The sequence below is a fragment of the Candidatus Chlorohelix sp. genome, from assembly GCF_037138995.1.
Lineage (GTDB): Bacteria > Chloroflexota > Chloroflexia > Chloroheliales > Chloroheliaceae > Chlorohelix.
Genome location: NZ_JBAXHI010000026.1, coordinates 24394 through 37901, shown reverse-complemented (window position 1 = coordinate 37901; position 13508 = coordinate 24394). Strand labels below are relative to the sequence as shown.

The following is a 13508-nucleotide window of genomic DNA, read 5'->3' as shown; positions in this document are numbered from 1 at the left end:
CTCAAAACCAAATTTCATGAAGCAAGGTAATGGCACTTAGTTCTACAGAAAAGCGCAGCGCGTTTTATAATTTTTCAAACCGAGTGTGGCAACGCTGGAAAACCCCACTGCTAATTTTCGCGGTATTCAGGCTGGCTCTGTTTATTTTTCCCTTTATTTCGCTAGAAAGCTTGCCGCTCAATTATCTGGACGATAGATACAAGGGCATCGGGTTTGGCTATTGGGAAGAAAGGCTGGCGGGAACATGGCTGCGCTTTGATGCTAACTGGTATCTGGACATCGCCGAAAAGGGCTATTACAATGAACCGCAAACCGCCTTTTTTCCTCTCTTTCCATTGCTGATTAAGTTCTTGGGAATAGCATTAGGCGGTAACTATGGCATAGCCGCTTTAGTAATTTCAAATCTTTCCACGTTGGCTGTTTTCATCCTGCTTTACGAAATTGCCCACCATGAATACCAAAACGAGCAGATAGCGCGAAATACTCTTTTATTTATAGCAACTTACCCAACCGCTTTTTATTTCTTGGCAGCCTATACCGAATCGCTATTTATGGCATTAACATTGGGAGCGTTATTGGCAATGCGGCGCTATCGTAACTGGGCTATCGCAGCCGGTTTAGGAGCATTGGCAACGCTTACCCGCAATATAGGAGTATTGCTGGTAGTACCGCTACTCTGGGAATGGTGGCAGGCAAATCGCTTGCAAAAACTCAACCATCGAATAGTGGCGCAGGTTTTATTTCTATTTCTTCCAGTTTTAGCGTTGGCAGGGCATATATTGGCATTGTGGAGTATAACAGGCAGCCTTACCACGCTATTGGAAGCCCAAAGTCGCTGGGGTAGGCATTTTTCCTTACCTTGGGATACACTTGTAAACAGTCTGAAAATTATTATTGATCGCCCTCCCCACGGCGTTATGGCAGAAGAAATCCCCACGCCCATTCTAGAACTAGAGTTATTCTTTTTCATTGCCAATCTAATATTTTTTATGGCAGTGTGCTATTACGGGCGCAAAGGGAAAATTCTGCTCAGCTACATACTCTTTGATGGTCTCGCTATACTGGTGCCGTTACTATCAGCCGCTTCCTACGAACCGCTAATGAGCTTTCCGCGTTTCTCACTCGTACTCTTTCCATCCTTTTTTGCCCTTGCTCACCTTACCGTCCGTCATCCCGGTTTGCGCTTATGCTACTTTGTATTTTCCGTTCTCTTATTCAGTCTAATGTGCGCCTGTTACTTCGCAAGACTGTGGATAGGCTAATAATCTGCTATAATTTAGACAAATTTGTCAATTTTTGTAGAGAGATACCCAGATGGTTGATAGTTTGAGCAACGGTATCGGCAAACAGGTGAGTGATTATATCTAAAACCTTTTATTCGCGACAGATTAGACGGCATATCAATTTCAATAGTAAGATAGGGCAAAAATGACACAAGACGAAATGAAATTGGCAGCGGCAAGTTATGCACTTGACCGCTTTATAACCAGTAATATTTTTCTAGGATTGGGTAGTGGTTCAACCGCAGAAATTTTTCTGGCAGAACTGGCGGCACGGGTCAATCGTGGCGAACTTGAAAATATCACCTGTGTAGCAACCAGCGAACGGGTAGCGAGTCTGGCGAAGGGTTACGGCTTGCAGGTACAAGAGTTAAACGACGTGCGCGGCTTGGACGTAACCGTAGATGGTGCGGATGAAGTCGAACCTAGCACTTTCAATGTAACTAAAGGACGCGGCGGCGCACTTTTATGGGAAAAGCTGGTAGCAAATGCGAGCAAACTTGAAATTATCATTGCCGATGAAACCAAACTGGTGGATAGGCTAGGTACGAAAATGCCCATCCCGGTTGAGGTAATTCCCTTCGGCTGGAGCCATGTCGCACAAAGTCTGCTGGATATGGGCAGCGAACCGGTACTGCGCCAGCGCGAAAATGCACCTTACATTACCGATAGCGGTAACTATATTCTCGATTGCCAGTTCTCTAATATTGAGAATGCCTCAGAATTGGCAGATAAAATCAAGAATTTGGTGGGTGTAGTCGAACACGGGCTATTTATTAACATAGTAGGGCGTGTGGTGATTGCCGGAACAAATGGGGCTTACGAATTACCCTTGCCAAACTAAAGTCTTTGTCTCAGTGTAGAGCAAAGAAAGGAATTCAAGGATGAAACCGAAGGTTTATTTAACACGTGTTATAGCGAATGAAGTTATGCAACGTTTGCAAGAAGCCACCGAATTGAAATTCTGGGCAGAAGATAGACCTGTTCCGCGAGAGGTACTGCTCAAAGAAGCGGCGGATTGCGTGGGCGTGCTGGCGATGCTGACCGAACGAATTGATGCCGAATTTCTGGATGCGTGTCCGCAATTGCGCGTAGTTAGCAACCATGCAGTTGGGTTTGATAATGTTGATGTTGCGGCTTGCACCGAACGCGGCATACTCGCAGGTAACACCCCCGATGTTTTAACCGAAACTACTGCCGATTTGGCTTTTGCCTTGATTATGGCAACCGCCCGCCGTGTGCATGAAATGGTGGAATACGTTAAACAGGATAAATGGCGTACATGGGGACCGTTGGATAATCTAGGGATGGATGTACACCATGCAACGCTAGGCATTATGGGCATGGGGCGTATCGGTTATGCAGTGGCAAAAAGAGCTAAAGGCTTTGACATGGAGCTTATTTACCATGATAGGTTTCAAAGTTCGATAGCCGAAGAAAAATTAGGAGTCAAGTTTGTAAGCAGGGAAGAGTTACTAAAACGTAGCGATTTCATCACTTTGCATGTACCGCTTACTCCCGAAACGCGGCATTCAGTTGGTAAAGCCGAGTTTGAGCAAATGAAAGCTTCGGCGATTTTGATAAATACCTCGCGCGGTCCAGTAGTAAATCAAGAAGCCTTGCTGAATGCGCTCAAAAGCGGGCAAATCCGAGGGGCGGGTCTGGATGTAACCGACCCAGAACCGATGCGTGCCGACAATCCTTTGTTGGAGTTGCCGCAAGTAACAATTCTGCCGCACATTGGAAGCGCCACGTTGGAGACACGCACAAAGATGGCAGACGTGGCGGCTCGCAACTTAGTGAGCGGACTTCTAGGTGAGGAAATGGTAAGTTGTCTGAATCCGCAAGCTAGAAGCAGTGGCAGAAACAAAAGCTAAATTCTAAGTTTCAAACAAAAACCCCGTCTCTTTTGCAGAGGCGGGGTTAATTTTATTGGGTTTTATTCGTCGCCGTAAATCGCGTCGATGATACCGTATTCTTTGGCTTCCTGCGGGGTCATATAACGATCACGCTCGAAGTCATGGCTGATTTTTTCGTAGGACTGACCGGTGTGTTTCGCCATAATCTCGCGAGTGCGGCGTTGCAAGTCCAGCATAAAGCGTGCCTGAATTTCAATGTCAGGCGCGGAACCACGCATACCGCCGAGTGCCGGGTGCTGATGAATCACGCTGTGGGGCATTGCGATGCGCTTGCCTTTAGCACCTGAACACAACAACACGGTTGCCATACTGGCAGCCAGACCCATACAAATGGTGGCTACTTCAGGGCGAATGAACTGCATTGCATCATAGATAGCTAGACCGGAAGTGATAGCGCCGCCGGGGCTATTGACGTAAAGCTGTACATCCTTTTCAGGGTCTTCATGCTCAAGGAACAGCAATTGAGCAATCAGGACGTTAGCAACTTGATCTTCGATTTCGGTGCCAAGGAAAATAATGCGATCTTTAAGCAAGCGGCTAAAAACGTCATATTGGCGTTCACCTCTACCGGTATTTTCAATAACGTAAGGCATAATATTGGAAAACGGAACTGGAGAACTTCCGTAAATTCCATATTTATTTATGTTGGGTACATCAAAGTTGCCCATAATTATCTCCTTATAAAAAATTGGTTATATTTGTACGTCATCGGCTTCGGAGTATTCTCCAGCCTTTGCGTCTTTAGCTTCAGTCCGAGACTTTGCTTTAGGTTTTACTTCAGCTTAGGACTCGGTTTTAGCTTCATTTACTTCTGATTTGGTTTCCTCTCCACCAGAGGCACTCTCAGCAACAACCGATGCGCCAATAGATAGCTCAATAAGCCTATCTGCTAGTTTTCGGCTGAAAAGATTCTCGCTCAGGTTCTCGCGCATTTCTTTTTGGTTGAAAATATCGCGCAGACGGTTCTTCTGTTCTTCTTTTTGTTCTTCAGGAGCGCCAACGCTGTATTCGTTAACCATGTTTTCAACTTCGCGGTCGGTCTCTTCTCCAGAAACAGCGACACCTTCCGCAGTAGCAATTTCTCGCAACACCAAAGCGGTATTGAGTCGAATAATGGCCTGCGGGCGCAGTTCTTCATGGAAATCCTCGTGGGATTTACCCATGATTGAGAGATACTGGTCAAGCGATAATTTCTGTTGCTTGAGACGATTTGCTAAATCTTCCTCTAGCATACCGATTTGAGAATGTACCAATATCGGTGGAACTTGGACAACAGATAGAGCTACTACCTCTTCGATAAGAGTGTCCACTAACTTCCGTCTCGCATCACTCTCTTTTTGAGATTTCTGATTCGAGAGGATACGTTCTTTCAATTCATCAAAGGTTTGTACATCGCTTACGCTTGCTGCAAAAGCGTCATCAAGCGCAGGTTCATTTTTAACTTTAATACTCTTAAGAGTAACCTTGAAAACAAGAGGCGTTTCGGCTTCTACATTCTCGGCGATTTCTTCGGGTTCCGCGCCTTCCTCAGCAGAGGCAGCTACGGGTTTTTGGCGCTCAATTTCAATGGTTTTTTCTTCGCCAATAGACATACCCGGTATTTGTGCCTCAAGTTGGCTCAGGAGTTCGCCTTTGCCCAGCACACCGGTGCGATTGACGGGTTCACCAGAAGGCTCGCCATCCTTAATGGTAAGCATATCAACTTCAACCCGATCGCCATCCTGAGCAGGTCGTTCAGTTTCTGGTTCTTCCCAAGTGCTTTGCTGGTCACGCAGGTTATTAATTATTTCTTCCATTTCCTGATCGGTAACTTCAGGGATAACCAGTTCTTTCTTAATACTCTTATAATCGCCTAGGATTACAGTAGGCTCAACCGGAATCGTAGCTTTTATGGTAAGCGGGTCACTCGACTCGATTTCCATTTCAGGGTCGCCAATCGCCTTAATCTGGTTGGCATCAATCGCTTCTTTATAAGCTTTAGGGAACAAAAGACGGGTAGCTTCTTCTGCAACAGCTTCGGGACCTACAATGCGCTCTACCAGCGCACGAGGTGCTTTGCCGGGACGGAAACCGGGAACGCGCACCCGACCCGAAAGATTTTTAGCTGCTCTACCCTTTGCATCTTCCAATTCGGAAGGCTCAATCTCAATCCGCACTATGTATTGGCTTTGTTCGTCTTTTTCAGCGGTGATTTTCACCAGATTTCTCCATCCTTATCCTATTAGATTTTTTAACCCGAAGGTATGGTACGTACAAGTCTTACTAGGTTATTCTGTTCAGCGATTATAACAAAAAATGATGGGTAAGAAAATAGCGTAAGCTGGCGTTAAGCCGAATCTAACACTACTCTAACACCATCATCAATAAGGTAAAAAAAGAAGCGGAAGACGAGATTCGAACTCGCGACCCTCTCCTTGGCAAGGAGATGCTCTACCACTGAGCCACTTCCGCTTAACAACATATTGCTTTGCTTTTTAAGTCGGGTTTAGAAGCACCCGTTTACGATTTATGATTATAGGGGTCAGGGCTTGATTTGTCAAGCGCGGAATTGGAGAAAAAGCAACTCGAATTATTACTCAAGAGTCACCTGTTTATATCGCGCAAACAACGCGACTATCCTTGATATTTACAATTATTTCGTGTAATATTTTTTTAGCAATCTAATCTTGCAAAGTGCAAACGACCACAAATTGCCCACATTTTAAGCGGGTAATAATTGGAGTAATAAAAAAAACACCGCACGTCAAGGTCTTTTCTTTAGAAAACTGGCAACCAAGCCTGATCTGTATGCCTTTCTAAGTTTTCACGAGGGTTTTTAACCTCTTAACTACCCATACCAATTACAAACAAATTCAGGTTCTGGTCGAGTTAGCAATCCAACAATAATGCCCAAATTAGTAAGCGGTAATATATTTTCATAGTTTCAATCTTGGTACAACCTGCTGTGGCAGGCAAATCCGAAAAGTGTTACCCTACCTAGCATTTCAACCACAAAAATGTCAGGTAAAGACAACACCTGAAAGGGGAGTTTCAACTTATGGACTTGCTCAAGCGTCTGGAGGACTATCGCAATCAAGAGAGAGAACTGAACTGGGAAGGAACTTTTGCTGACTACTTTGAATTAGTCACCAAAACTCCAAAAATAGCGCGACTCTCTCACGGTCGCATCTACGACATGATCATGTCCGCCGGGGTTGAAGTTGGTAAAAACGGGGATATTAAGTACAACTTCTACAACGACGAAATTTTCGGGTTGGAAAAACCCATCTCGCAAATTGTGCAATATTTCAATTCAGCGGCACAACGCCTCGAAGTACGCAAGCGCATTCTATTGTTGATGGGTCCGGTTGGTGGCGGGAAAAGCACTATTGTATCTCTTTTAAAGCGTGGGCTAGAAAAATATAGCCGCTCGGCTGACGGTGCCGTTTACGCTATTAAAGATTGCCCGATGCATGAAGAACCTTTGCATCTTGTTCCCGAAGACCTTCGCGCCGACATAGAGCGGGATTACGGCATCTATATCGAAGGGGATTTATGCCCACGCTGCCTCTGGAATTTAACACATCTTTATGAAGGCAAAATAGAAAAAGTCCCAATCAAGCGAGTGCTGCTGAGTGAAAAACATCGCTTTGGTATCGGCACATTTACCCCTAGCGACCCCAAGAGCCAAGATATTTCTGAATTGGTCGGTGGGATTGATCTCAGCACTATCGGCGAGGTCGGAACCGAAAGTGACCCACGAGCTTACCGCTTTGATGGTGAATTGAATATTGCCAATCGCGGCTTGATGGAATTTATCGAAATGCTGAAAAGTGACGAGAAATTCCTGTATGTCCTGCTCACTCTCTCACAAGAGCAGAATATCAAAACCGGACGTTTCAGCATGATTTACGCTGATGAGGTGGTAGTCTCGCATACTAACGAGAACGAGTACAGTTCATTCGTTGGTAATAAGAAAAGCGAAGCGTTGCAAGACCGCATTATTCTGGTCAAAGTGCCGTATAACCTACGAGTCAGCGATGAGGTGAAAATTTACGAGAAGCTGATTTCACAAAGCGCTCTCAAAGATGTGCATATTTCGCCCCATACACTGCGTGTCGCCAGCATGTTCGCCCTTCTAACCCGACTAGAACCACCCAAGAAAGCGGGCATCAGCCTGATGAAGAAACTAAAGGTTTACGATGGCGAAGAAGTGGACGACCTGAAGCTGAAAGATGTTAAAGAATTGCAGGAAGAGACGGTGCGCGAGGGCATGGATGGGATTAGCCCACGCTATGTAATTAACCAACTTTCCAACATACTATCTAGACAGGGCGCTAAATTCATTACGCCGATTGACGCTTTGCGGGCTTTGCGAGATGGCTTGGAATCACATACCAGCGTGACCCGTGAAGAACGGGAACGTTACTTGAATTTCATTAGCGAAGTACGCAAGGAATACGATGAAATTGCCAAGAAAGAAGTCCAGAAAGCCTTCGTTTACAGCTTTGAAGAGTCGGCGCGTACATTGCTGCATAATTATCTGGATAATGTTGAGGCTTACTGTAATAAAGCCAGACTCAAAGACCCTATCACCGAAGAAGAACTTGACCCGGATGAAACGCTGATGCGCTCTATTGAAGAACAAATCGGCGTTACAGAGAACGCCAAGAAAACCTTCCGAGAGGAAATCTTAATTCGTATCTCCTCGTTGGCGCGGCGCGGTCAAACCTTCGATTACACCAGCCATGAGCGTTTGAAAGAAGCTATTGAGAAAAAGCTCTTTACCGACCTGAAAGACATCGTAAAAATCACCACCAGCATCCGTACTCCTGATCAGGAGCAGTTGCGCAAAATTAATGACGTGATTGACCGCTTGGTCAAAGAGCAAGGTTATACTGTTGATTCGGCAAACGCGCTGCTAACTTACGTGGGCAGCCTGCTAAACCGCTAAGATTTACGGGCGGGGGTTATTTTCTCCCGCCACTTCCTCAGCTTTCCGGAAGGGAGTGGAAATTATATGTCCGATACTATCACTTTCTCCAAAGGTATGTTTTCTATTACAAAACAAGATTGGTCTTTGCACCGCAAAGGTCCTATTGACCAAACACGCCATAAAGAAAAAATTAAAGAAGCAATTAAAAAGAACCTTTCCGATATAGTTAGCGAAGAAAATATTATTCTGAGCGATGGAAAAAAAACTATCAAAGTGCCGATTCGCTCGTTGGATGAGTACCGTTTTCGTTACGACCATAATCAGAGCAAAGGGGTGGGTCAGGGTAACGGAAATTCGAAAATCGGAGATATAATCGGTCAAGAGCAGGGGGATGGTCCCGGCAAGGGTAAAGAAGCGGGCGACCAACCCGGCGTGGACTACTATGAAGCCGAAGTCAGCATTGACGAGTTGGCTGAGTTAATTTTTGAAGACCTTGGCTTGCCCAATCTCGAAGAAAAGAAACATCAAGAACTAGAAAGCGAGTCGGTGCGCTTCATGGATGTACGCAAAGTCGGCGTACTGGCAAACCTAGATAAGAAGCGTACCATAATGGAAAATATCAAACGTAATGCAATGGCAGGGGATGCGCGTTTTAAAGATGTGAAAAACGAGGACTTGCGCTTCAAAACGTGGGATAAAGAAGTCAAGCTTCAATCCAATGCGATTGTTATCGCTATGATGGACGTGTCAGGCTCAATGGGTGATTTCGAGAAATATATAGCCCGCAGCTTTTATTTCTGGATGGTACGCTTCCTCCGCACCAAATATAACAATGTGAATATCATTTTTATCAGCCACCACACCGAAGCCAAAGAAGTAACCGAAGAGGAGTTCTTCAACAAAGGCGAAAGTGGCGGTACGCAGGTTTCTAGCGCATACGAACTGGCGCTTTCGATTATTCATGAGAGGTTCAACCCGCAGGAGTGGAACATTTACCCCTTCCACTTCTCCGATGGCGGCAACCTTCCTTGGGATAATGACCGTTGCGTAGATTTAGTGCTGAAATTCATTGATATTTGCAATATCTTCGGATACGGCGAAATCCGCGAAAGTCATTACAGCCTGATGAGTACGCTGATGTCGGCTTATAGCCGAATAGATAACAAGAAGTTCGTAGGTGTGACCATCGCGGATAAAGCGGAAGTTTACCCGGCGTTGCGTCGCTTCTTCTCGGAGAACGAAATTACAAAAAATTAGGCTTTGGTCTCCCTCGTCAGGAAAGATGCTGTTGCGCCTGATGGTAGCATGGCAAGAGGAAATTGATTATGGCAAATCTGGATATTTTAGACCCTTCTAACTCTTCACAAGACGACCGTGAGATTGCCGAGTTGGGAGAAGCCATTGATACATGCTTGGGGCTGGCGCACAATTTTGGGCTAGACCCTTTTCAGGTGCATTTTGAAGTAGTTCCGGCTTATATAATGTACGAGTTTGGCGCATATCTTATACCGGGACGCTTCAATCACTGGACACACGGCAAAGCCTACTATCGGATGAAAACCCAGTACGATTACGGGCTTTCCAAAATCTATGAAATGGTTATCAATAGCAACCCTGCCACCGCCTTTTTGATGGAAGCCAATAGCCTGTGGCAGCAGAAAATGGTAATTGCCCATGTGCTTGGACATGTGGATTTTTTCAAACATAACGCCTATTTTGGGCATACCAACCGACAGATGGTGGATATTGCCAGCCTTCATGCCGAACGTATCAACAAGTATGAATACAACCATGGCTCTGAAGAAGTAGAAAAATATTTGGATGCAGTGCTTTCAATTGAAGAACATATTGATACCACTGTGCGAATTAGACAAGAACTGTCCCTCCCACTTGAAATTGCTAATACGCAGCCCGAATCACCTTACGCCGACCTGTGGGATTTGGATAATCAAACAAAGGACAAAGATAAACAGGCGGAGAAAGATAAAGAAAAAGCTCGCAAGAAATTCCCACCCAATCCTGAAAAAGACTTGCTTCGGTTTATTATGACTTATAGCCGGGAACTGGAAGATTGGCAGCGCGATATAATCGAAATTGTCCGAAACGAGGCGCTCTATTTTCTGCCCCAGAAACAAACCAAGATTATGAACGAAGGCTGGGCTTCCCTGTGGCATCAGCGCATTGTGCGCGAACTGGATTTCAATGATGCAGAATTTACCGAGTACGCTCAGCTAAATTCGGGGGTACTATCCCCTAACCGCCGTAATATTAACCCGTATTATATAGGCTGGAAAATTTGGGAGGATATTGAGCGACGCTGGGATAAACCAACCGCTGAAGAAAAGGAACGCTTGAAACGATTGGGCGGGGAAGGTCGCAACAAAATTTTCGAGGTGCGCGAACTGGATAACGATATTTCTTTCTTACGTAATTACCTTACCAAAGACCTGATTGAAGAACTTGACCTTTACCTGTACGAGAAGCGCGATGGTCAGTGGGTTATTGTAGAGAAGGATTGGGAAAAAGTGCGCGATGGACTGGTTGCCAGTATGACCAACTTCGGCGACCCTTACATCGTGGTGGAAGATGGCGATTACAAGCAGAACGGCGAGTTATATCTAAAGCACCAGTTTGAAGGTACTCCGTTAGATGTCAGTTACGCCGAAAAAGTGCTGCAATATGTTTACAAACTCTGGGGGCGTGGGGTACACCTTGAAACAGTGAACGATAACAAAAAAGTATTGTACAGCTTCGATGGTCGTAGCAACACACGCCGCACCGTGAACTAGAAAACCCTTGCAAAAAGGCGCGGGGGCTGCAATTTTAATTCAACCAGTCGAAGCCGTTGCAACCACCCACCAAACGAGTAGTATTGCCGCTTTCATCCATTACTACCAACGCGCCGCTTTCAATCTCCTGAAAAGCCAGTTGTTGCCCATGATTTATCCAGCGAGGTTGGCGGGTTTCGGTGCGATTTGAAGCCATACCGATATAGAGGCGAGGCGCTTGAGGAGGAGAGAGGGTGTCAACCAACGCCAGTCGGTACGCGCTGGAAGGCTTTACCGGGAATTGCGGCTCAATTTCGTAGGCAAGACGCTTGCCGTCATCCGACCACACCACCCCAAGTGCAGCATCACCGCCCGCCGTCACCAACTTAGGGGTTAAATCATCGGCTGTCACGGTCAGTATCAGTCCCACGCTTCCGCCACTTTTGGTCAAAGCATCCGCGCTAACGGTGAGGCGTTTACCGTCAGGATTCCAAGTTACTTCTTTGAAATAGCGCACGGTTACTGTTTGCCCTTTTAAACCATCTTCCATATCCGAAGGTAGCGTTATTTCCAACTTTTTCACAGTGTCCAATAAGACGCGACGAGTGTTGTTCTGGAGGTTATACAGCGCCAAACTATTAGGGCTACAGCGAGGTTTGTGAGTTGTAGGGTCAATGTCATCATTATATTGACCGGGCATAACAAAAAGAAGACGCTGACCATCCTGTGACCAAGCAGGGTTGCGCCCATCGGTCAGTTTTCGCTGCTTATCGGTAGCCACGTCATATAGCCAAATTGAGGGCGTATCATACTCATTGGCGATACCATCCCCGTTATCGTCCGTTATTCGAGTAAGAGCCAAAGTTTTGCTATCAGGTGACCAAGCGGCGTTCAAAATAGTGCCACCTGCTTCTGTTATAGGCTTAAGCGTTCCACCCGCAGAAGCCAGAAAAAATTGCTTGTGTAAGCTGATAGGGTCAGTACGAAAAAGCGCAACCTTGCTACCGTCAAACGCTACTTTAGGTTCACTGAAAGAATAGCCAGATAAAATATTGCTCTCATCCTTGCCATCAGAGCTAAGCCAGAATAGCCCACCATTAGTAGCTACCACAAACCCGCCTTTAGGCAAAGGTTGGCTTTGCGCCGCCGGAGTAATCGATATGGGAGTAAGACCACGCAAGGGGGTTTGGGAAGGGGCAAAAACGGGCGTAGCTGAGGGTTGGTTTCGCACAAACGCCCCACTAGTATCAGGCGCTACGGTTTGCTGCTCGGCTTGGTAGGGACGAACAGGGTCAATCTCAGCGGTTACAGTACCTTCAGAAATTAGAGTAGTTACGGCAGTGGCAACCGGAGTGGGAGAAGGTAAGACGGTGTCCGAACAAGCAGCAAGTGCTATATTCAGGAGTAAGCCTAACAGCAGCAAGTATTTAGGGCTAAGGTTCATCTAAATTCACAAACTTCCTCAATTACGGATAGTCACAGCCAAACAGTAGCGCATGCCACCAAGATTCTTAACCTTACCTTTCAATTCCATCATTGTAAGCGCACCTGAAACTATCGCTATAGATAAACCACATTCTAGACTTATTTCATCAATATGGCGCGGTTCGCTACCGCCATTGCTGATAGCGCGAAGCAAAGCACGTTCTACATCATCATCGCCTGTAATTTCGGCAATTTCAGGCAACCCGGTTTGCTTAAAAGATTGTTGTACCAACCCAAGCGCCTGCATTATATCAGACGCGGAACTAACAAGTGTAGCGCCTTGCTGAATTATGGCGTTTGTACCAGCGCTGGTAGGACTGAAAATTGAACCGGGAATCGCCATAACCTCGCGACCTTGTTCATTGGCATAAGTAACAGTTATCAAAGCGCCGCCGCGTTCGCCCGTCTCTACTACCAGCACACCCAATGACATTCCGCTGATAATGCGGTTGCGGGGTGGGAAATTATGAGCATCGGGCTTAGTTCCGGGAGCATATTCTGAAATAATTGCGCCACGTTGCTCATGTAAAATTTGCTGGATTATTTTCCCATTCTCAGGAGGATAAACTACATCCACACCGCACCCCAACACAGCAACGGTGCGTCCGCCCGCTTCCAGCGCAACCTGATGAGCGCATGTATCAATACCTCGCGCCAACCCGCTCACAATAGTTAAACCCGCCCTAGACATCTCGCCCACCAGTTGGGTTGTTACGCTTTTACCGTAGTGAGTGGCTTTGCGCGTGCCAACAATTGCCAGAGCCAAATCATCCTGAGCGGTAAGCTGACCCCGGAGATAAAGCAAAGGAGGCGCACTCTCGATTTCAGCAAGGCGAGCAGGGTAACGCCCATCACCGATTACCAACGCTTCTATTCCCATTTTTGCCAGCTTTTCCATTTCGGCATCAGGGTTTAAAGTGCGGCGCAAGTGAACAATCCGTTCGATAAGTTTGGCTTCCAAACCTGCGTGCATCAGGTCTCCCAAGCCGGCGTTCCAAGCTTTGGAGAGCGTGCCGAAATAAGCCAGAAGGCGCATCAGGCGGCGGGGACCAATTCCTTCTACCCGACTAAAAGCCAGATAATACTTTTCTTCACCTTGAATAAAAAGGTTGGGGTCTTCAACCAATGGCATAAAAACTAT

The 13508-nt window shown here is 46.2% G+C and carries 10 protein-coding genes and 1 tRNA gene; 6 read left to right on the top strand and 5 right to left on the bottom strand.

Features of this window, described 5'->3' with window-relative positions:
- The first annotated feature begins 29 nt into the window (after positions 1-29).
- The 3 genes from WCK19_RS12410 (at position 30) to WCK19_RS12400 (ending at position 3157) form a co-directional block, all read left to right on the top strand.
- A complete protein-coding gene (locus WCK19_RS12410; protein ID WP_342397702.1) occupies positions 30-1262 on the top strand; it encodes a mannosyltransferase family protein in 1233 nt (410 codons plus the stop codon).
- A 166-nt stretch (positions 1263-1428) separates the two neighbouring features.
- Entirely contained in the window at positions 1429-2124 is a 696-nt protein-coding gene (rpiA, locus tag WCK19_RS12405) for a ribose-5-phosphate isomerase RpiA (RefSeq protein ID WP_342397701.1), read from the top strand.
- 40 nt (positions 2125-2164) lie between these two features.
- Positions 2165-3157 carry a D-glycerate dehydrogenase gene (locus WCK19_RS12400; RefSeq protein ID WP_342397700.1) on the top strand — a complete coding sequence of 331 codons (993 nt, stop codon included), beginning with the start codon at positions 2165-2167 and terminating at the stop codon, positions 3155-3157.
- A gap of 62 nt (positions 3158-3219) precedes the next feature.
- Here the strand turns inward: WCK19_RS12400 and WCK19_RS12395 are convergent, their stop codons facing one another.
- The 3 genes from WCK19_RS12395 to WCK19_RS12385 form a co-directional block, all read right to left on the bottom strand.
- Positions 3220-3867 (bottom strand): ATP-dependent Clp protease proteolytic subunit, encoded by a 648-nt coding sequence (locus WCK19_RS12395; protein WP_342397699.1) that lies wholly within the window; start codon positions 3865-3867, stop codon positions 3220-3222.
- A gap of 114 nt (positions 3868-3981) precedes the next feature.
- Positions 3982-5397 carry a trigger factor gene (gene tig / locus WCK19_RS12390; protein WP_342397698.1) on the bottom strand — a complete coding sequence of 472 codons (1416 nt, stop codon included), beginning with the start codon at positions 5395-5397 and terminating at the stop codon, positions 3982-3984.
- Positions 5398-5578: 181 nt separating this feature from the next.
- Positions 5579-5650 (bottom strand) — tRNA-Gly (locus WCK19_RS12385).
- A 586-nt stretch (positions 5651-6236) separates the two neighbouring features.
- Between WCK19_RS12385 and WCK19_RS12380 the strand changes: the two genes are divergently transcribed.
- The 3 genes from WCK19_RS12380 to WCK19_RS12370 all read left to right on the top strand — a co-directional run bounded on the left by WCK19_RS12380 (position 6237) and on the right by WCK19_RS12370 (position 10903).
- Positions 6237-8132 carry a hypothetical protein gene (locus WCK19_RS12380; protein ID WP_342397697.1) on the top strand — a complete coding sequence of 632 codons (1896 nt, stop codon included), beginning with the start codon at positions 6237-6239 and terminating at the stop codon, positions 8130-8132.
- 66 nt (positions 8133-8198) lie between these two features.
- On the top strand, positions 8199-9371 hold the full coding sequence (yhbH, locus tag WCK19_RS12375; RefSeq protein WP_342397696.1) for a sporulation protein YhbH: 1173 nt from the start codon (positions 8199-8201) through the stop codon (positions 9369-9371).
- Between the two features lie 68 nt (positions 9372-9439).
- Entirely contained in the window at positions 9440-10903 is a 1464-nt protein-coding gene (locus WCK19_RS12370; protein ID WP_342397695.1) for a SpoVR family protein, read from the top strand.
- A gap of 34 nt (positions 10904-10937) precedes the next feature.
- Here WCK19_RS12370 and WCK19_RS12365 read toward each other — a convergent pair whose 3' ends face one another.
- Positions 10938-12326 (bottom strand): hypothetical protein, encoded by a 1389-nt coding sequence (locus tag WCK19_RS12365; RefSeq protein ID WP_342397694.1) that lies wholly within the window; start codon positions 12324-12326, stop codon positions 10938-10940.
- An 18-nt stretch (positions 12327-12344) separates the two neighbouring features.
- On the bottom strand, positions 12345-13499 hold the full coding sequence (gene dprA, locus WCK19_RS12360) for a DNA-processing protein DprA (protein WP_342397693.1): 1155 nt from the start codon (positions 13497-13499) through the stop codon (positions 12345-12347).
- Between the last annotated feature and the right edge of the window lie 9 nt (positions 13500-13508).